Origin of the sequence: Pseudomonas sp. Irchel 3E19 (assembly GCF_900187585.1) — a bacterium.
GTDB classification, from domain to species: domain Bacteria; phylum Pseudomonadota; class Gammaproteobacteria; order Pseudomonadales; family Pseudomonadaceae; genus Aquipseudomonas; species Aquipseudomonas baetica.
The window spans coordinates 166,878-185,029 of the sequence record NZ_FYDT01000005.1 but is presented as its reverse complement, the minus strand read 5'-3'; the positions used below and the strand labels follow the sequence as shown (position 1 = coordinate 185,029).

20 protein-coding genes are annotated in these 18,152 nt (G+C 58.2%); 10 read left to right on the top strand and 10 right to left on the bottom strand.

From position 1 onward, the window contains the following. Positions 1–133: 133 nt before the first annotated feature. On the top strand, positions 134–832 hold the full coding sequence (gene queC, locus CKW18_RS05430) for a 7-cyano-7-deazaguanine synthase QueC (RefSeq protein ID WP_095187826.1): 699 nt from the start codon (positions 134–136) through the stop codon (positions 830–832). Between the two features lie 54 nt (positions 833–886). On the opposite strand, the gene CKW18_RS05425 is transcribed toward queC, so the two are convergent. Together CKW18_RS05425 and CKW18_RS05420 are read right to left on the bottom strand one after the other, a co-directional pair. After that, positions 887–1,762: a queuosine precursor transporter gene (locus CKW18_RS05425; protein WP_095187825.1), complete on the bottom strand. Its 876-nt coding sequence runs from the start codon at positions 1,760–1,762 to the stop codon at positions 887–889. Next, the gene (locus CKW18_RS05420) at positions 1,746–2,351 is read right to left on the bottom strand and encodes a helix-turn-helix transcriptional regulator (protein ID WP_095187842.1); all 606 of its coding nucleotides are present in this window, start codon (positions 2,349–2,351) and stop codon (positions 1,746–1,748) included. Before CKW18_RS05420 ends, CKW18_RS05425 begins: the two co-directional genes overlap by 17 nt. A 532-nt stretch (positions 2,352–2,883) precedes the next feature. Between CKW18_RS05420 and glyA the strand changes: the two genes are divergently transcribed. Continuing rightward, positions 2,884–4,233, top strand: coding sequence for a serine hydroxymethyltransferase (glyA, locus tag CKW18_RS05415; protein ID WP_095187824.1), 1,350 nt, complete (start codon positions 2,884–2,886; stop codon positions 4,231–4,233). Positions 4,234–4,307: 74 nt separating this feature from the next. Here glyA and CKW18_RS05410 read toward each other — a convergent pair whose 3' ends face one another. Beyond that, positions 4,308–5,726 (bottom strand): amino acid permease, encoded by a 1,419-nt coding sequence (locus CKW18_RS05410; RefSeq protein WP_095187823.1) that lies wholly within the window; start codon positions 5,724–5,726, stop codon positions 4,308–4,310. Between the two features lie 893 nt (positions 5,727–6,619). Between CKW18_RS05410 and CKW18_RS30515 the strand changes: the two genes are divergently transcribed. Together CKW18_RS30515 and CKW18_RS05405 are read left to right on the top strand one after the other, a co-directional pair. Then, positions 6,620–6,757, top strand: a complete 138-nt coding sequence (locus tag CKW18_RS30515; RefSeq protein ID WP_003222780.1) for a hypothetical protein — start codon at positions 6,620–6,622, stop codon at positions 6,755–6,757. 71 nt (positions 6,758–6,828) lie between these two features. Next, positions 6,829–7,794, top strand: a complete 966-nt coding sequence (locus CKW18_RS05405; RefSeq protein WP_095187822.1) for a leucyl aminopeptidase — start codon at positions 6,829–6,831, stop codon at positions 7,792–7,794. Between the two features lie 176 nt (positions 7,795–7,970). On the opposite strand, the gene rluB is transcribed toward CKW18_RS05405, so the two are convergent. The 6 genes from rluB to CKW18_RS05375 form a co-directional block, all read right to left on the bottom strand. Beyond that, on the bottom strand, positions 7,971–9,191 hold the full coding sequence (gene rluB / locus CKW18_RS05400; RefSeq protein WP_095187821.1) for a 23S rRNA pseudouridine(2605) synthase RluB: 1,221 nt from the start codon (positions 9,189–9,191) through the stop codon (positions 7,971–7,973). A gap of 154 nt (positions 9,192–9,345) precedes the next feature. Further along, positions 9,346–9,537, bottom strand: a complete 192-nt coding sequence (locus CKW18_RS05395; protein ID WP_016771121.1) for a DUF1289 domain-containing protein — start codon at positions 9,535–9,537, stop codon at positions 9,346–9,348. 147 nt (positions 9,538–9,684) lie between these two features. Further along, entirely contained in the window at positions 9,685–10,662 is a 978-nt protein-coding gene (gene scpB / locus CKW18_RS05390) for an SMC-Scp complex subunit ScpB (RefSeq protein ID WP_095187820.1), read from the bottom strand. A gap of 11 nt (positions 10,663–10,673) precedes the next feature. Beyond that, positions 10,674–11,372 carry a ScpA family protein gene (locus CKW18_RS05385; RefSeq protein ID WP_170947221.1) on the bottom strand — a complete coding sequence of 233 codons (699 nt, stop codon included), beginning with the start codon at positions 11,370–11,372 and terminating at the stop codon, positions 10,674–10,676. Between the two features lie 123 nt (positions 11,373–11,495). Continuing rightward, complete coding sequence (locus CKW18_RS05380) at positions 11,496–12,125, bottom strand: L-threonylcarbamoyladenylate synthase (protein WP_095187818.1); 630 nt, start codon at positions 12,123–12,125, stop codon at positions 11,496–11,498. Positions 12,126–12,138: 13 nt separating this feature from the next. After that, complete coding sequence (locus tag CKW18_RS05375) at positions 12,139–13,002, bottom strand: PHP domain-containing protein (RefSeq protein ID WP_095187817.1); 864 nt, start codon at positions 13,000–13,002, stop codon at positions 12,139–12,141. Between the two features lie 87 nt (positions 13,003–13,089). On the opposite strand from CKW18_RS05375, the gene CKW18_RS05370 reads away from it, so the two are divergent. The 6 genes from CKW18_RS05370 to CKW18_RS05345 all read left to right on the top strand — a co-directional run bounded on the left by CKW18_RS05370 (position 13,090) and on the right by CKW18_RS05345 (position 17,398). Then, positions 13,090–13,686 (top strand): septation protein A, encoded by a 597-nt coding sequence (locus CKW18_RS05370; RefSeq protein ID WP_095187816.1) that lies wholly within the window; start codon positions 13,090–13,092, stop codon positions 13,684–13,686. Position 13,687: 1 nt separating this feature from the next. Continuing rightward, positions 13,688–13,987 (top strand): YciI family protein, encoded by a 300-nt coding sequence (locus CKW18_RS05365; protein WP_007984134.1) that lies wholly within the window; start codon positions 13,688–13,690, stop codon positions 13,985–13,987. Between the two features lie 110 nt (positions 13,988–14,097). Continuing rightward, positions 14,098–14,508 carry a translation initiation factor 2 gene (locus tag CKW18_RS05360; protein ID WP_034153246.1) on the top strand — a complete coding sequence of 137 codons (411 nt, stop codon included), beginning with the start codon at positions 14,098–14,100 and terminating at the stop codon, positions 14,506–14,508. Between the two features lie 7 nt (positions 14,509–14,515). Further along, positions 14,516–15,193 carry a response regulator transcription factor gene (locus tag CKW18_RS05355; RefSeq protein ID WP_016771129.1) on the top strand — a complete coding sequence of 226 codons (678 nt, stop codon included), beginning with the start codon at positions 14,516–14,518 and terminating at the stop codon, positions 15,191–15,193. 237 nt (positions 15,194–15,430) lie between these two features. Continuing rightward, positions 15,431–15,880: a Spy/CpxP family protein refolding chaperone gene (locus CKW18_RS05350; protein ID WP_095187815.1), complete on the top strand. Its 450-nt coding sequence runs from the start codon at positions 15,431–15,433 to the stop codon at positions 15,878–15,880. Between the two features lie 177 nt (positions 15,881–16,057). Continuing rightward, the gene (locus tag CKW18_RS05345) at positions 16,058–17,398 is read left to right on the top strand and encodes a cell wall metabolism sensor histidine kinase WalK (RefSeq protein ID WP_095187814.1); all 1,341 of its coding nucleotides are present in this window, start codon (positions 16,058–16,060) and stop codon (positions 17,396–17,398) included. Positions 17,399–17,509: 111 nt separating this feature from the next. Here the strand turns inward: CKW18_RS05345 and CKW18_RS05340 are convergent, their stop codons facing one another. After that, positions 17,510–18,076: a nitroreductase family protein gene (locus CKW18_RS05340; protein ID WP_095187813.1), complete on the bottom strand. Its 567-nt coding sequence runs from the start codon at positions 18,074–18,076 to the stop codon at positions 17,510–17,512. Between the last annotated feature and the right edge of the window lie 76 nt (positions 18,077–18,152).

Genomic DNA, 18,152 nt, shown 5'->3' with positions numbered 1-18,152 from the left:
TACCGCGATTAGCTGCAACGCGACCTGCGGCCTGCGGCCTGCGGGCGCAACTTCTAGCGCACTTATATCGAGCGTCATTTCGAGTTACCATTGCGACCTTTAAATTTACCCGTTTAATGCAGGAAGCAGACTTATGAGCAACAAGGCAGTTATCGTTTTCAGTGGCGGCCAGGACTCTACGACCTGCCTGATCCATGCGCTGACCCACTATGATGAAGTGCACTGCATCACCTTTGATTATGGTCAGCGTCACCACGCGGAAATTGAAGTTGCGCAGCAACTTTGCAAACAGCTTGGCGTGACCGTTCACAAGGTAATGGACGTCTCTCTGCTCAATGAACTGGCGATCAGCAGCCTGACCCGCGACAACATTCCCGTGCCGACCGTCAACAGCTCCGGAGAAAGTCTGCCCAGCACTTTCGTACCGGGAAGAAACATTCTATTTTTGACCCTCGCTTCTATCTATGCGTATCAGGTTCAAGCCAGAACAGTCATTACCGGCGTTTGCGAAACCGACTTCTCGGGTTACCCGGATTGCCGGGATGAGTTCGTCAAGGCGTTGAACAACGCGCTTGAACTGGGCATGGATTACAAGTTACGTCTGGAAACGCCACTGATGTGGCTGAACAAAGCCGAAACCTGGGCGCTGGCTGATTACCACAATCAACTTGAGCTGATTCGTCATCAGACGCTGACCTGTTACAACGGTATAGCTGGAAGCGGATGCGGCGACTGTGACGCGTGCAATCTTCGCGCGAAAGGCCTCAACGAGTTCCTGGAGAACAAAGAGCAGGTAGCCAACAGTTTGAAATTGAAACTCAAACTAAAATAAGGCACAAAAAAAACGCTCGCCTGGACCATCCAGGCGAGCGTTTCTGCTATTCGATCAAACCTGGTTTCCCGTCAGATACTTCTTGAACAGCGACCGCGCCCCATAAGCGGGCATGATATTAAAGAAAGCAAAACCCACTTTGATCGCGATCTGCACATAGATCATGCTCAAGATCGCACTATTCTCCATCGTTCCATAGAATGCGATGTAACAGAACAGAAAGCTGTCGATGATTACTGCAAACAATGTACTCAAGAATACGCGCAAGAACAGGAATCTGGAGTTGGTCAGCTCCTTGATCTTGCACAACAGATACGAGTTTATGTTTTCGGACACCAGAAACGATATCGAAGACGCTACCAGAACAGAAGACAATTGACTGATCACGTCATTGTAAGGCCCATCGAGCTTCCACCCCGGCAGCCCCGGCAAATGGGTGGTAATCGCCAATAGAATGATAATCGCCGCATTGCTGATGAACGCAAAGAGAATTGCCCGGCGTGCCAGCCGCAGACCAAAGGTCTCGTTCAACAAGTCAACGATCAGAAAGGTCAGCGGGTAAAGAAAGGTTCCCGGGGTCACGACAATGTCAAAGTAATCCAGGTAGATCGGCTTTGTCGCAGCAATACTGGTAAAAATGTAAAGCGTGAACAGCATCAGGTTCAGAATGATATAGATCATCCAGGAACTCTCATGCCGGTCATTTATTTCGTAAGCGGTGAGTGCTCCGCCCTGGGAGTAAAACTTCTTGTAGAGGTTTTTCACTTCGATTTTATTCAGATTATCCATAATCTCACTATTCAATACTTCACTTAGCTTTATTTTAATTATTTTGCCTGTCGCGATGACCATGATGACGGCCAGGCTTTTTCCATTTTCGAACCCCAGCAACTTGTACTTGCTGTTTTCAACGTCAACACTGCAATCCATTAAATCGTTCCTCGATTACATCTCCGATCACGCATACACGATCCGTATCAAAGCTGCCTTCATGGCTTATAGATAACTTCGCTGTGATTTTGTCATACACCAGCTTTTCCCTGTCGCTGGTCGATGCTCCTTTCTGCACAATCAATAGATCGCCGGGTTCATTCATGCCGCTGATTTCATGTTCCAGAAGCACGCCAATCAGGTTAAAGGACGCGCCAAAATAGTAAGTCAGTGGGTAAATAGTGGCCAACTCGCCAATTCTTTTATCCAGACTTTGCAGCAGCAGACTTTCCTTGATGACAGGCACCGCCGCCGGATTCATATTCCCCTGTGGCGAAATACTGCTTTCAATGATTTCTTTTTCTTCAAAATCAATCGTCTCTATTTCTTCGTAAGACACCCCGAAGAAATCAGAAATCTTGCGGACGGTCGACTGCTGGACATTGACCACCTTGCCTTCAAGGATGTTGTAGATGGTCGTTCGGGTCAGACCACTGGAGTGGCACAGGGACAACTGCGTTTCCCCGCGACTCTTTATCAGGTATTTGATGTTGTTCTTCAGATTCTCCGATCTTTCTCTTCTGTGCATCACATGCTTATCATCCATTTTTAACTGCAATCATTGTCACGCCCCGAATGATCATTCAGGACACACACAAGTGAGGTAGGAAATTGCAGTTATATCCCTGTCAGTGCCGCGCAGGATCATAGCATTCTCCCTCCCTGGGTTCGGTATAAAAAGTCAGCTTTCACAGGCTGCTTGCGCCAACCTGCGGGGGCATTTCAGCCTCCGTACCGACTCGTCAGCTCCTGTTGCCTTCGACCCGGCGCTTGAAAAGCGACACCGGGCAATGCCTGTTTTACACCCGCAACGACTACAAAAAGAATCATTTTCTTTGAAGAATGTTCATTTTTCTGCTTAATTTTGTGGCGTTCCTCACTGAAAAATCTATGATGCGTCAATCCGGCGTCTCATTCTCGCGAGTGAAAGAACGAAAAAACGGTGGGCCTGTACAGGGTTTAGTTTTGCGCGCACAGCGGTCAAAACACGGATTCGCCTGTACAGATCTGGCAAGCAAGGACATGCGCAAATCACGCAACACCAGGGAAGGAATCAAGCAATGGCAGTCATTACTGAACCGCTCAAAAACCAGGCTGACTTGCTGCGACGCGGCTTGGCAGATCTTCGCGCAGAAGACGCCGAACTGGCGGCCATTCTCGACGCTGAAGTCACGCGTCAACAGCACACGCTTTCATTGGTCTCCTCCTCCTGCGCAGTCCAGCCGCGAACCTTGGCGGCCTCCGCTTCCGTGCTGGTCAACGTGACCGCTGAAGGCATGCCCGGCAAACGCCACAGCGCGGGGTGCGAGAACGTCGAGCTGGTCGAATCGCTGGCCATCCGCCGGGCGCGGGAAGTGTTCGGCGCGCAATACGCCAACGTGCAGCCACACTCAGCGTCGAACGCCATTTACCAGGTACTCACGGCCTTGCTTGAGCCCGGCGACACCTTGCTGGGCATGGCGGTGGAACACGGCGGTCATCTGACCCATGGCAGCCTTGCCGCGTTTTCCGGCGCCTACTACAAGGCGATCCAGTATGGCACAACCTCCGACGGCCTGATCGATTACGACAAGGTACGCCTGCTCGCACTCGCCCATCGCCCACGCGTCATCCTCTGCGGCGCCACCGCCTATTCGCGCGTGGTGGACTTCAAGCGGTTTCGCGAAATTGCCGATGAAGCCGGCGCCATCCTGCTCGCCGATATTTCGCATATCGCCGGGCTTGTCGCTACCGCGCGCCATCCAAGTCCGATCGACGCCGCACACGTCACCGTCACGTGCACGCACAAGCAACTCGCCGGGCCTCGCGGCGGCCTGATCCTCAGCGGTGCTGATGCGAACACCAAGATTCCCGGCTTGCGGACCACCTTCAGTCGCCTGCTTGAGCAAGCCGTTTACCCGCGAATGCAGGGTGCGCCCGCCGCCAACATGATCGCGGCAAAGGCGGCCGCGCTGGGTTATGCAATGTCCGCAGAGTTCGATGCCTGCATGGCGCAGATCCGCGGTACAGCGGATGAAATGGCCAAAGCGTTTCAGGCCAAGGATTATGAGGTGGTCGGCGGCTGCAGTGAAAACCACACGGTGCTGGTTCGGCTGCGTGGCGGCGTTACGGGCGCCATCGCGGAGGCGGCGCTGGGGCACTGCGGGATCATCGTCAGCAAACATCGTGTCCCCGGCGATCACCGCTCGGCACTTGTTACCAGCGGGCTGCGCATCGGCACGGGCGCTCTGGCGCAACGCCGCGTCGATGTCCACGGCAGCCGCCAGATCGTCGATTTGATCGTGCGGATTCTGAATACGGTGGCGCCGCTCGGCGAGCAGGACTACACACTGGAACCCCTGCTCCTTGCGCAGTTTCGTTCAGAGGTCGAAACCTTGTGCAGGGACTACCCTGTCGCCGACTATCAATAGCACCCGACTCACAGCATTTGTACCCATAAAAAAAACCGGCACTCAGGCCGGGTTTTGTGTTTCTGCGACAACCCTTACTTGGCAACGCCTGCCGCGTGCACAGCGTGCTGCGCACTGCGTTTGTTCTTGATCACATAGCAGACCCACATGAACACCACCCACACCGGAATCGCGTACACCGAGATCTGGATGCCCGGGATCAGCAGCATCACGCCAAGGATGAACGCGACGAACGCCAGGCAGATGTAGTTGCCGTACGGATACCACAGCGCCTTGAACAGCGGCGTCTGCTTGGTTTTGTTCATGTGCTGGCGGAACTTGAAGTGCGAGAAGCTGATCATCGCCCAGTTGATCACCAGGGTCGCCACTACCAGCGACATCAGCAACTCCAGCGCATGTTGCGGGATCAGATAGTTCAGCAACACCGCCACCAGCGTCACCGCCGCCGAAGCCAGAATCGAACGCACCGGCACACCGCGCTTGTCGATCTTCGCCAGACCTTTGGGCGCATCACCCTGCTCGGCCATACCCAACAGCATGCGGCTGTTGCAGTAAGTACCGCTGTTGTACACCGACAGCGCCGCAGTCAGCACGACAAAGTTGAGGATGTGCGCAGCAGTGTTGCTGCCGAGCATCGAGAACACTTGCACGAACGGGCTGCCGCTGTAGGAATCGCCAGACGCATTGAGGGTTTCCAGCAGGCTGTCCCAAGGGGTCAGCGACAGCAGAATGACCAGTGCACCGATGTAGAAAATCAGGATCCGGTAGATCACCTGGTTGATCGCTTTGGGGATCACGGTCTTCGGCTTGTCGGCTTCGGCTGCGGTAAAACCGAGCATTTCCAGGCCGCCAAACGAGAACATGATGATCGCCATGGCCATCACCAGACCGCTGACGCCGTTGGGGAAGAAACCACCGTGGGACCACAGGTTGCTGACCGAGGCTTGCGGGCCACCGTTGCCGCTGACCAGCAGGTAGCTGCCCAGAGCAATCATGCCGACGATCGCCACGACCTTGATGATCGCGAACCAGAATTCGGCTTCACCGAAGACTTTGACGTTGGCCAGGTTGATCAGGTTGATCAGCACGAAGAACCCGGCAGCGGACACCCAGGTCGGGATATCCGGCGCCCAGTAATGAATGTATTTGCCGACCGCGGTCAGCTCGGACATGCCTACCAGAATGTACAGAATCCAGCAGTTCCAGCCCGACAGGAACCCGGCAAAGCCGCCCCAGTATTTGTGCGCGAAATGGCTGAAGGAGCCGGCCACCGGCTCTTCGACGATCATTTCACCCAACTGGCGCATGATCATGAAGGCGATGAAGCCGCAGATGGCGTAGCCAAGGATCATCGACGGGCCAGCGGATTTCAGCACCCCGGCCGAGCCGAGGAACAATCCGGTACCGATCGCGCCACCGAGGGCGATCAGTTGAATGTGGCGATTTTTCAGGCCGCGCTTAAGCTCGCCTGATTGCGAGGGTTGTCCACTCATGAAAAAGGTCTCACGCAAGGTTTGATGATGTTCAGTAGACGTTGCTGCAAGGTTGCGATTTCAAGCAGCCCCGATCAAACCCCAGCGCAGGCACCAGGAGTTCAGCTCATTTACAACGGTCATGCGTCACCTGTTTGTTTTTATCTGTGACGAAATCGAACCCGACACGCTTGTGGCGCGGCGGAGTGAACAAGGCGGATGGCCTTGAGTGTTACGCGATTACGCAGAGGGTCACAGTTAAAACGCGGCGCATTGTACACCGCTAACCCCCTGCTGCCAGACCCTGCCAGATCAGCGAGTCGGTTGCCGGGATTGCGTGTGTCCGCCCCGGAAGACCCGAGCGGCTGCAAAATTTGAGTCAGGCCTTTGCAGGCCATCGACGTGGACGAGGGGAAAACCGTCCCACGATGAGAAGTGGAGATCAATCACGGCGTTCATTGCGCCTCCTTCTTGTTATGCACCTGCACGACAGGCATGGGGCGCATCTCACCCTTCCTGCGACGCTGAAACAAGCGCGCCAGAGCCTTGCGCGCCCCCCGTGCAGCTGGGCTTCGGCAGCTTTTCCTTACAGCGTCGACGCAGACTCTCGTTCACGGGGTTTTACCGCAGTTTTCGTAAATATTTCCTTACGCTGCGTAACGTAAAATTTCCAATCGAGAAATTTCCGTCAGACGTCTGCAAATTGACGGTAGCAAGCTTGCTAACTAAATCAGCCAGCTAGTTTTATGTTTTTAAATAAGAAATCCGCAGCGTAAAAACAGAATAAAAAGTCTATTTAAAAATTAAATAAATAATTTTTTGCATTACAAAAAACCCTGAACTAGGTTCTTCACGTCTTGCCGGCCACTTCGACCGGCCAGTCACAACCGTGAACGTCATCTAGGAGATCGACCATGCAAGCACTGGAAAAAGACTTGGATACCGAACTGCAACTGGACGAATGGTTTGAAGCACCGACTCACGAAGCGGCCGTGGAAATGATGCAAGCCGATGCGGTCGTACCGTTCGGCACGGCGATGTGGCCTCTGTAAGACATCCCGGGCGGGCATGATCCGGCCGGTCATGCCCGCCGCTTTTTTTCTCGGTCAGTCAGGGAGGACTCATGGATAAGCCACGCGCGATCTCGCATTTCCTTTACTACCTCGAACATCACCCTGCCCTTGCCGGCCTCGACTCGGCGAAGGTATTGCTCGGCCACACCGCCGAATACGAAGCCCTGACCGGCGCCATCGCCGAACAGGCCGGCGAACATCCACGCTTTCGGTTCAGCGCCCGGCGTCTGGATCTGGAAAGCACTGCCGCGCTGACTTCGGCGATTACCGACAGCGATCTGTACATTTTCTTCTACGACTCTTCCACGCTGCCCAATCCACGCCCCGAAGGCCCGGAGTTTGTCCGCGCCCTGCAAGCGGTGATGGCGCAAAACTGGAAGAAGTCGCTGCTGTTCAAGGATTACGGCGACTATTTCTACGACACCTTCAGCGTCACCCCGCAACGCATCGCGGGCCTGAACAGCCATTTGATCCAGCGCATGTCGCAAGCCACGACGCTGAGCTTTACCGATGAACACGGTTCGCGGTTTGAAACGCCGCTGAGCAGCATCAAGAAATGGACCGACATCAACGGCGTCGGCAACTTCGACCTGGCCCCCGGCGAAATCGCCACGCACAGCGAAGAAATCAACGGCCATGTGAAGTTCAAGGGCACCTTCCTCAGCACCATTCCATTTGCGCGCAAATACGGCGTGCTGGAATCACCGCTGGAACTGTGGATCGAAAACTCGACCATCAGCCGCATCGCCACCGATGTGCCGGGGCTGGAGCACGATTTCAACAAGTACCTGGATGCCAACCCGTCGAACCGGCGGATTGAGGAGTTGGGGATTGGCACCAACGAAGGCGTGAAGGAACTGTATGCGCGCAATGCCGGATTCGAAGAACGGCACTGTGGTTTGCATCTGGGACTTGGCGGTGGCGCCAAGGGCAGTCATCACCTGGACCTGATCTTCTCGGGCGGGGTGTTGGCGCTGGATGACAAGCCGGTGTTTGATGGGCGGTTTGTGTTTTAGGCGACTGACGCCTTCGCGAGCAGGCTCGCTCCCACAGGGATTTATGTTCGACGCAACGCCAATGTGGGAGCGAGCCTGCTCGCGAAGAGGCCCAATCAGACGCTCCATAAGCTCCGCCAGACGAAAAAAAACGCCAACCCTGCGGTTGGCGTTTTTCATTCAGGCGCTAATGCCGATCACTCAGGCTTCTTGCGACCGAAGCCCGGACGCTGACCGGAACCGGCCGGAGCACCACGACGCTTGCCCGACGGCTTGTCACCGTCGACCAGTTTGATCCCTGGGCGCTTCGGCGCAGGCTTGGCCGGACGCTTGTTGGTGGTGTCCGCCGGACGATCCGCTACTGGCGTACCGCGACCGGCAGGAGCACCACGCTCGCCACGCTCAGTACGACCATTGGCCGGACGCGGAGCGCGCTCGCCGTCACGAGCGACAGGCTTGCGACCTGGGCGCTCGCCTTCGATCTGCGGCTCACGGCCTGGACGCGGGCCGGTTGGCGCACCAGCGGCTGGACGCAACGTACGCACGCGCTCGGTCTTGGCCATCGGCCGCGACGATTTGCGCTGCATGCGTTCCAGCTTGTCTTTGCTCTTGGCGTTCAGTTGCGGCATGGCAACCGGCGTCAGACCCACTTCAGCACTGAGAATGTCGACTTCGTACTGGCTCATTTCGCGCCAGCGGCCCATCGGCAGGTCGGAGTTGAGGAACACCGGACCGAAACGTACGCGCTTCAGACGGCTGACCACCAGACCTTGCGATTCCCACAGACGACGAACCTCACGGTTACGGCCTTCCATTACCACACAGTGATACCAGTGGTTGAAGCCTTCGCCGCCCGGCGCCTGCTTGATGTCGGTGAACTTGGCCGGGCCGTCTTCCAGCACCACGCCAGCCTTCAGGCGCTCGATCATTTCGTCATCGACTTCACCGCGTACGCGCACGGCGTACTCACGGTCCATCTCGTAGGACGGGTGCATCAGGCGGTTGGCCAATTCACCGTCGGTGGTGAACATCAGCAGACCGGTGGTGTTGATGTCGAGACGACCGATGTTGATCCAGCGGCCTTCTTTCGGACGCGGCAGCTTGTCGAACACGGTCGGACGGCCTTCCGGGTCGTCACGGGTGCAGATCTCGCCATCGGGTTTGTTGTACATGATCACGCGGCGTACCGATTCGGCAGCCTCTTCACGCTTGATCACCTTGCCATCAATGGTGATGGCGTCGTGCATGTCGACGCGCAGGCCAAGGGTGGCGTCTTTGCCATTGACCTTGATCCGGCCCTGGCTGATCCAGGACTCCACGTCACGGCGCGAGCCGACGCCGATACGGGCGAGGACTTTCTGCAGTTTTTCGCCTGCTGGGCCGATTTCCTGGTCGTCTTTCTGAATGATGTCGCTCATCTGGGCACCTCCCGGTGTGGTCTGTTCAAGCGCTCCGAACTGGACGCCTGAAGCATTGAAATCTGGGTACTAAGTCGAAGGGATCGACGAAGGGTCGCGAATCATACGCGGATGTGAGCCGTCGCGCATCAGAGACTAGTCGATCAGGCCAAGGTTATTTCTTTTTCCGCCGACCGGCACCGCCCAGTTTGATCAAGCGCAACGCGGCTTCGGCCAATACCGTGCGCTTGTCGTCCTTGTCGAGTTTCTTCCAAGCCTTGATTTCGCGCTTGCTGCGGCCGCAACCGAGGCAGATGTCGTCGGAAAATTTGCAGAGGCTGATGCAGGGGTCTTTGGTGGAACTCATCAGCATCTCCTGGCTGGACATAGATCCAAATGTGGGAGCGGGCTTGCTCGCGAAAGCGGTGTGTCAGTCAATTTACTTGCTTCTGATAGACCGCTTTCGCGAGCAAGCCCGCTCCCACAGGGGTTTCGCGGTGTTTTTGAAAGCGGGTCAGTCCTCGAACTCGCGGCGCTCGGCTTCGATCGCTTCGGCCAGGGCGCGGGCTTCGGCTTCTTCTTCGCTCAACTCAGTCTCGGGTTCTGGCGCTGATTGCTCGAGGGCAGCAACAGCGGCAAGGAGTTTTTCCCGCGCCTCGGCGACGCCAAGCACGTCCTCTTCAGGTTCGGCTTGCGGCTCGGCTTCGAGTTCAACTTCAATCACCGGCTCGGTGATTTGCGCTTCTGGCTCAATTGACGGGGTTTCACCATCGGCAGCATCGCGCAGCAAATCGTCGAAGTCGGTCTTGATCCCCTCCTCCATGCTGTCCAGTTCCAGCAGCAAGGTATGGAAACTGGTTTCTTCCTTCTCCTCTTCCGGCTCGGCGCTGGCATCGGCCAGTTCTTGCAAGCCCTGCGGCACCGGGGCGTCGTCGAAGTCGAGCACCGGGTCGGCTTCCATCTCGCGCAGTTCGGCCAGCGGCGGCAAGTCTTCGAGGTTCTTCAGGTTGAAGTGATCGAGAAACGCCTTGGTGGTGGCAAACATCGCCGGTTTGCCCGGCACGTCGCGGTAACCGACGATGCGAATCCACTCACGCTCGATCAGCGTCTTGACGATGTTGCTGTTGACTGCGACGCCACGCACATCTTCGATTTCGCCCCGAGTGATCGGCTGGCGGTAGGCGATCAGCGCGATGGTTTCCAGCAAGGCCCGGGAATAACGCTGCGGGCGCTCTTCCCACAAGCGGCCGACCCACGGCGAAAACTTCTCGCGGATTTGCAGGCGATAGCCCGAAGAAACCTCCTTGAGTTCAAATGCGCGGCCATCGCAGGACTTGGCCAACAACGCCAGGGCTTTCTTGAAGACCGGCGGTTCGGGCCGCTCGCCTTCTTCGAAGAGTTCGTAGAGGCGCTCAAGGGATTGCGGCTTTCCCGAGGCCAACAGAAAGGCTTCAAGCAGGGGCGCCAGCTCGCGGGGTTCAGTCAGGTTCATGTTTCGACTCGTTATTCGGCTCGGGCTCGCACGTGGATCGCGGCGAACGGCTCATTCTGCACCAGCTCGACCAAGGATTCCTTGACCAGTTCAAGGATCGCCATAAAGGTCACCACCACACCGAGGCGCCCTTCTTCGGCGGTAAACAGCTCGACGAACGGCACAAAACCGCCGCCCTTGAGCCGTTCCAGCACATCACTCATGCGCTCGCGGGTCGACAGTGCCTCACGGCTGACCTGATGGCTTTCAAACATATCGCCACGGCGCAGGACTTCGGCCATGCACATCAAAATCTCTTCCAGCGCGACATCGGGCAACAACTTGCGCGCCCGCGCTTGCGGGGCGTCGAGTTTGGGTACGATGACATCGCGGCCGACCCGGCTCAAGCCGTCGATGCCTTCGGCGGCCGCCTTGAAGCGTTCGTATTCCTGCAGGCGGCGGATCAGTTCGGCGCGCGGGTCGTCCTCTTCGTCTTCGACGGTTTCGGCCCGCGGCAGCAGCATCCGCGATTTGATCTCGGCCAGCATCGCGGCCATCACCAGGTACTCGGCGGCCAGCTCCAGGCGCACCGACTGCATCAACTCGACATAGCCCATGTACTGGCGGGTGATTTCCGCCACCGGGATGTCGAGGATGTTGATGTTCTGTTTACGGATCAGGTACAGCAGCAGGTCGAGCGGGCCTTCGAAGGCTTCAAGGAAAACCTCCAGGGCATCCGGCGGGATGTACAGGTCCAGCGGCATTTCCATGACCGCCTGGCCATAGACCATGGCAAACGGCAGTTCCTGCTGGGCGCCGGCCTGGGGATCGACAACGGTTTCCACTGCGGACATTCAGGCCTCGACCATGAACGGCGCCGGGTCGCCGCAACCGACGCGGACCACTTCCGGATCATCACCGGTCAGATCAATCACGGTGGAGGCCTTGATGCCGCCAAAGCCGCCGTCGATGATCAAGTCGACTTGATGTTCCAGTAACTGGCGCATTTCGTACGGATCGGTCAGCGGATCTTCGTCGCCGGGCATGATCAGAGTCACGCTCATCAGCGGCTCGCCAAGTTCGGCGAGCAACGCCAAGGCAATCGGATGGCTCGGCACGCGCAGGCCGATGGTGCGCTTTTTCGGATGCAGCAACAGCCGCGGTACTTCACGGGTCGCGTTGAGAATGAAGGTGTAAGGGCCCGGCAGATGCGCTTTGAGAATCCGGAAGGTGCCGGTATCGATCTTGGCGAACAGGCCCAGTTGCGACAGGTCACTGCAGATCAGCGCGAAATTGTGCTTCTCATCCAGCTGACGCAAGCGCCGAACGCGCTCCACAGCGTTCTTGTCGCCCATCTGGCAACCGATTGCGTAGGAAGAGTCAGTGGGATAAATCACCACCCCGCCCTTGCGGATGATCTCGACGGCCTGCTTGATCAGGCGCGCTTGCGGGTTTTCCGGATGGATCTGGAAAAATTGACTCACATTCTCTACCTGTTCAGACGGCGGCAATATCTGTGTCATGTTTGAACCGACACCACAGGGGTGGTAGGTCCTCGGGAACCGGTCGGTACTGGCCGATCTCGGACCAACCTCCAGGGCCATGAAAATCACTGCCGGCGCTGACCAGCAGACCGAACTCACGGGCAAGGATCGCCAGGCTGCCCACCTGTTCCGCAGGCTGATGGCCATTGACCACTTCAATCGCATGCCCGCCCGCTTGAATATAGTCGGCAATCAGCTTTCGGCGCTTGCTGCGGGTGAAATCGTAGTGCCACGGATGCGCCAGGCTGACCCAGGCACCGGCAGCGCGCAGGGTGCCGACGGTGTCTTCCAGCGTCGGCCAGTGCAGTTTGACGTCGCCCAGCTTGCCGGCGCCGAGCCATTTGCGAAATGCCTCGGCACGATCCTTTACAAAACCTTCACGCACCATCCAGTCGGCGAAATGCGGACGGGCCGGCGCATTGCCGCTGTCGCCCAGTTCCTGCTGGATCTTGCGCGCGCCATCGAGGGCGCCGGGCATGCCCTTGAGGGCGAGCTTGCGGCTTATTTCTTCCGACCGCAGCCAGCGGCCATCGTGCAATTTGGCGATCGCTTCGACCAACGGCGCGGCGTTGACGTCGAAACCGTAGCCGAGCACATGAATGGTCGCCCCGCCCCAGGTGCAGGACAATTCGACGCCGTTGACCAGTTGCATGCCCAATTCGTTGGCGGCCGCGCGCGCTTCGGCGAGGCCTTCGAGGGTGTCGTGGTCGGTCAACGCCAGGACTCGCACGCCGTTCTCGAACGCACGCGCAACCAGAACCGCAGGCGCGAGGGCGCCATCGGAGGCCGTGCTATGGCAGTGCAAATCAACATTCACGGAGAGTTGTAACCTCAAATCAGCCGGCGCTATCGCGCGCCCATATGTTTGTTATTATGCCGCCACATCCAGCTTCTGGCTCTCACTGTGAAACAATTCATCGATTTCATCCCGCTCCTGCTGTTTTTCATCGTCTACAAACTTGATCCCCGGGTCGTCGACATTGCCGGCCATGAGGTCACTGTAGGCGGTATTTACAGCGCCACGGCGATGCTGATCATCAGTTCACTGGTGGTCTACGGCGCGTTGTTCATCAAACAGCGCAAGCTGGAAAAGAGCCAATGGCTGACCCTGATCGCCTGCCTGGTCTTTGGCAGTCTGACCCTGGCCTTCCACAGCGAGACCTTCCTGAAATGGAAAGCCCCGGTGGTCAACTGGCTGTTCGCTGTCGCTTTCATCGGTAGCCACTTCATCGGTGACCGCCTGCTGATCAAACGCATCATGGGCCACGCGCTGACCCTGCCGGACCCGGTCTGGACGCGCCTGAACATTGCCTGGATCGCCTTCTTCCTGTTCTGCGGGGCGGCCAACCTGTTCGTCGCCTTCACCTTCCAGAGTTACTGGGTCGATTTCAAGGTGTTCGGCAGCCTGGGCATGACCGTGCTGTTCCTGGTCGCACAGGGCATTTACCTGTCCCGTCACCTGCACGACACCGACACCACAACACCAAAAACCGAGGACTGACATGCTCTACGCCATTATTGCCACCGACGTCGCCAACTCGCTGGAAGCTCGCCTGGCCGCGCGCCCTGCGCACCTGGAACGCCTGCAAGTACTCAAGGGTGAAGGCCGCATCGTATTGGCCGGTCCGCACCCGGCCGTCGACAGCAATGATCCGGGCGCAGCGGGTTTCACCGGCAGCCTGATCGTCGCCGAATTCGATTCCCTGAGCGCTGCACAAGCGTGGGCCGATGCCGATCCGTATATCGCCGCTGGCGTCTACGCCAATGTGCTCGTCAAGCCGTTCAAGCAAGTCCTGCCGTAACGCTTTCCCCACGCGATGAACCTTCTCGGTTCATCGCGTTCTCAATCGCTCATTATTCTCGTTTGCCTGCCGACAACCTGCCCAATATCCATTTGGAAGCAGGTGTCGCGATGCGCAAGGGTCCGTTGTGTCTGATGTTGGTCACGTTATCGATCATGGCGCCCGCCCATGGTGAGGAAACCACCGAAGGCGGCAGTTCCACGCCATTGTCATTGAGTGCCGGCAGCCAGATCACCGAGTTGCAGCAGCGCCTCAAGGCCAGCGAGCAGCAGCGCGAAGAACTGAACAAACAACTGCAAAATGCCGACAACACACGCGAAAGCGCCCAGCTCGCCCGGTTGCGCCAAGAGAACCAGCGTCTGAAGCTGCAACTCAAGGAAGCCCAGGCCAGCCCGTTGCCGCGCCTGCTGACCGATCAGCAACAGTGGTTCGTCACTGGCGCCGGGGTAGCGCTATTGGCGCTGCTCTGCGGTATCTTTGCCAGTGGTGCAAGCCGAAAACGTCGGCAATGGTTAAATTGAGTGAGTCATGAGCGAGCTGTTATTAATTGATGATGACCAGGAGCTGTGCGAGCTCCTGAGCAGTTGGCTGAGCCAGGAAGGCTTCCAGGTTCGTGCCTGCCACGATGGTCAGAGCGCCCGCAAGGCACTGGCCGAAACCGCCCCGGCGGCGGTGGTACTGGACGTGATGCTGCCCGACGGCAGCGGTCTGGAATTGCTCAAGCAACTGCGCAACGATCACGCCGACCTGCCGGTGCTGATGCTGTCGGCCCGTGGCGAACCGCTGGATCGCATCCTCGGTCTGGAACTGGGCGCCGACGATTACCTGGCCAAACCCTGCGATCCGCGCGAACTCACCGCCCGCCTGCGCGCGGTGTTGCGCCGCAGCCATCCGGCCGCCGTGTCGACCCAGCTTGAGCTGGGCGACCTGAGCTTCAGCCCGGTGCGCGGCGTGGTCAGCATCGACGAGAAAGAATTGACGCTCACCGTCTCCGAAAGCCGCCTGCTCGAAGCACTGCTCAAGCAACCCGGCGAGCCGCTGGACAAACAGGAACTGGCGCAACTCGCCCTCGGCCGCAAGCTGACCCTGTATGACCGCAGCCTCGACATGCACGTCAGCAACCTGCGCAAAAAGATCGGCCCGCACCCCGACGGCCGCCCGCGCATCGTCGCCCTGCGCAGCCGCGGTTACTACTACAGCCTCTGAACCTCCCACTTGTAGGAGTTGATCGTTCCCACGCTCTGCGTGGGAATGCAGCCGGGGACGCTCTGCGTCCCACAGCCTCAAGATCGCAGCGTGCCGCAGCTCCTACACCGGATATGTGTAAGGCTTACAACAAAGCGTCTTTACCCAAGCTTTACGTACCGCTGACCGCCGCTGACCTTGATCTCCGTAATCTGAACTCATCCGGAACGTACCGGGAACGAGACAAGGAGATACACCATGCGCAAGACTCTTATCGCTCTGATGTTCGCTGCCGCTCTGCCAACCGTCGCCATGGCCATGCCGCAAGATGGCGGCCCGATGGGTGGCCCGCTCGACGGCCCACGCCACGGCGGTCAGATGCACGGCATGCACGGCAAAGGCCCGTACAGCCAACTCGACCTGTCCCGCGAACAGCGTGAACAGATCCGCAAGATCATGGGCGAGCAGATGCACGAGCGTAAGCAAGTGGTCGACAAGTACCTGGAAAAACTCTCGCCAGCCGACCAGAAAGCCATGAAGGACGAGATGGCGGCCAACCACAAGAAAGCCGAGTCCGATGTGCGAGCGGTGCTGAAGCCGGATCAACAGAAGAAATTCGACGAGATCCAGAAGAAACAGGCCGAGCGTCGCGCCGAATGGGCCGAGTTCAAAGCGTGGAAAGCGCAACAGCCGCAAAAAGCGCAATAATGTTCTAACGTCAGGCCCGACGGCTTACCCCGTCGGGCCTGTTGCCACTCAGTCCCCATGTGGGAGCGGGCTTGCTCGCGAATGCGGTGTATCAGACAAGCATAGGTTGACTGACACTCTGCATTCGCGAGCAAGCCCGCTCCCACATGGGCATTGCGTCTGTTTTGAGGATTTTCTGTGCGTTCATTGTTCTGGCGTATTCTCGCGAGCTTCTGGCTGGCCATCGCACTGGTGGCCGGGTTGTCCATTCTGCTCGGACACATGCTTAACCAAGACGCGTGGATTCTCAGCCGTCATCCGGGCCTCAACACGCTGGCCGCCGAATGGACGCAAACCTACGAAGCCCAAGGCGAAGAAGCCGCCCAGAACATCCTCGAACAACGCAAACGCCAGTACCACATCGACGTTCAGGTTCTCAACGAGACCGGCGACCCGGTGGTGCGCGGCACCTTCCCGCGCCGTGCGGCAGCCTTTGAAGCGCGCCAGAACAACGATGACCGACGCCTGCCGTGGCGACGTCTGACCGACGAATTCACCAGTGACAAAACCGGTGACACCTACCTGTTCATCTACCGCATCCCACACCCGGAACTCGACGCCTGGCACCGTGAAAGTCTGCTCTGGCCGTTGAGCGCGCTGGGGATTGCGCTGGTGGTCCTGACCCTGTTCAGCCTGCTGGTGACCTTCTCCATCACTCGTCCGCTCAGCCGCTTGCGCGGCGCGGTGCATGACTTGGGGCAGACCACCTATCAGCAGAACAGCCTGGCAAAACTGGCCAATCGTCGTGATGAATTCGGCGTCCTGGCCACTGACTTCAACCGCATGGGCGCACGCCTGCAAAGCCTGATCGGCAGTCAGCGGCAATTACTGCGCGATGTCTCCCACGAACTGCGTTCACCGCTGGCACGGCTGCGTATTGCGCTTGCACTGGCAGAGCGAGCCAACCCTGAAGAACGGGAAAAACTCTGGCCCCGACTGACCCGCGAATGCGATCGACTGGAAGCGTTGATCAGCGAAATTCTCGTGCTGGCGCGGGTCGATGCCGACAATGCCAGTGCTGAAGACGTTGATTTGAATGCGTTACTCGGCACATTGCAGAAGGATGCACAACTTGGATCGCCCGAGCAGACGGTGCGTCTCGATGCCGAACCGCAGCTGAACCTGAAGGGTTGGCCGACCATGATCGAGCGCGCCGTGGATAACCTGCTGCGCAATGCCCAGCGCTTCAACCCGCAAGGTCAGCCGATTGAAATGCAGGCCTCACGTCAGGGTGAAAAAATCATCGTCAGCGTGCGCGACCATGGCCCCGGGGTACAGGCCGAGCATTTGAACCAGTTGGGTGAGCCGTTTTATCGGGCGCCGGGGCAGACGGCGGCAGGACATGGCTTGGGCCTGGCGATTGCCCGGCGAGCAGCGGAGCGCCATGGCGGCAGTTTGACGTTGGCCAATCATCCGCAGGGCGGGTTTATTGCCAGTCTCGAATTGCCGCTGGTACCGGGAGCGGTGGTTCAACCCTGATCAATATTGTGGGAGCGGGCTTGCTCGCGAAAGCGGTGTGTCAGTCCATGTACATGGCGTCTGACACTCCCTATTCGCGAGCAGGCTCGCTCCCACATTTGGTTCAGGGTGTCAGGCCTTACCGGGCCACTCGCTGACAAACTCAGCCAGATCAACCTTCTCCGCCACACGCGGCTCTTTCTGCGGCGTGCCGAGGTACAGGAATGCAATCACTTCCTCACCTTCCGCCAACCCCAAGCCTTTCGCCACATGCGCCGAATAGGCCAGATCACCGGTACGCCAAACAGCGCCAATCCCCTGCGCATACGCTGCCAGCAAAATCCCGTGCGCCGCACAGCCCGCCGCCAGCAACTGCTCGGCTTTTGGATACTTGACGTGTTCCTGCAACTTCGCGATGACCACAACCACCAGCGGCGCCCGCAGCGGGCCGTTGCGCGCCTTGTCGATCATCGCTTCGGTGACTTCGCCGTCCTGCTTCTGCGCAGCCTCGGCCAGCAACTCGCCCATCTGCTCACGCGCCGCGCCTTCAACGGTCAAGAAGCGATACGGCTGCAAGTGCCCGTGATCCGGTGCACGCAGCGCAGCGCCGAACAGGGCTTCGCGCTGCTCGGCAGTCGGGGCCGGTTCGACCAGCCGGGGAACGGAAACACGGTTGAGCAAAGCGTCGAGAGCCTGCATCGGCCACCTCCTGAGAAAAATGTGCGGCTATTCTAGCTTTATCTGCCAACAGGATGCCGGTTTACATGCCCTGCCC

Excerpts from the sequence above, each read along its gene's own strand:
- queC (WP_095187826.1), top strand. The coding sequence starts at position 134 with ATGAGCAACAAGGCAGTTATCGTTTTCAGTGGCGGCCAGGACTCTACG.
- CKW18_RS05425 (WP_095187825.1), bottom strand. The coding sequence starts at position 1,762 with ATGGATTGCAGTGTTGACGTTGAAAACAGCAAGTACAAGTTGCTGGGG.
- CKW18_RS05420 (WP_095187842.1), bottom strand. The coding sequence starts at position 2,351 with ATGCACAGAAGAGAAAGATCGGAGAATCTGAAGAACAACATCAAATAC.
- glyA (WP_095187824.1), top strand. The coding sequence starts at position 2,884 with ATGGCAGTCATTACTGAACCGCTCAAAAACCAGGCTGACTTGCTGCGA.
- CKW18_RS05410 (WP_095187823.1), bottom strand. The coding sequence starts at position 5,726 with ATGAGTGGACAACCCTCGCAATCAGGCGAGCTTAAGCGCGGCCTGAAA.
- CKW18_RS30515 (WP_003222780.1), top strand. The coding sequence starts at position 6,620 with ATGCAAGCACTGGAAAAAGACTTGGATACCGAACTGCAACTGGACGAA.
- CKW18_RS05405 (WP_095187822.1), top strand. The coding sequence starts at position 6,829 with ATGGATAAGCCACGCGCGATCTCGCATTTCCTTTACTACCTCGAACAT.
- rluB (WP_095187821.1), bottom strand. The coding sequence starts at position 9,191 with ATGAGCGACATCATTCAGAAAGACGACCAGGAAATCGGCCCAGCAGGC.
- CKW18_RS05395 (WP_016771121.1), bottom strand. The coding sequence starts at position 9,537 with ATGAGTTCCACCAAAGACCCCTGCATCAGCCTCTGCAAATTTTCCGAC.
- scpB (WP_095187820.1), bottom strand. The coding sequence starts at position 10,662 with ATGAACCTGACTGAACCCCGCGAGCTGGCGCCCCTGCTTGAAGCCTTT.
- CKW18_RS05365 (WP_007984134.1), top strand. The coding sequence starts at position 13,688 with ATGCTCTACGCCATTATTGCCACCGACGTCGCCAACTCGCTGGAAGCT.
- CKW18_RS05360 (WP_034153246.1), top strand. The coding sequence starts at position 14,098 with ATGCGCAAGGGTCCGTTGTGTCTGATGTTGGTCACGTTATCGATCATG.
- CKW18_RS05355 (WP_016771129.1), top strand. The coding sequence starts at position 14,516 with ATGAGCGAGCTGTTATTAATTGATGATGACCAGGAGCTGTGCGAGCTC.
- CKW18_RS05350 (WP_095187815.1), top strand. The coding sequence starts at position 15,431 with ATGCGCAAGACTCTTATCGCTCTGATGTTCGCTGCCGCTCTGCCAACC.
- CKW18_RS05340 (WP_095187813.1), bottom strand. The coding sequence starts at position 18,076 with ATGCAGGCTCTCGACGCTTTGCTCAACCGTGTTTCCGTTCCCCGGCTG.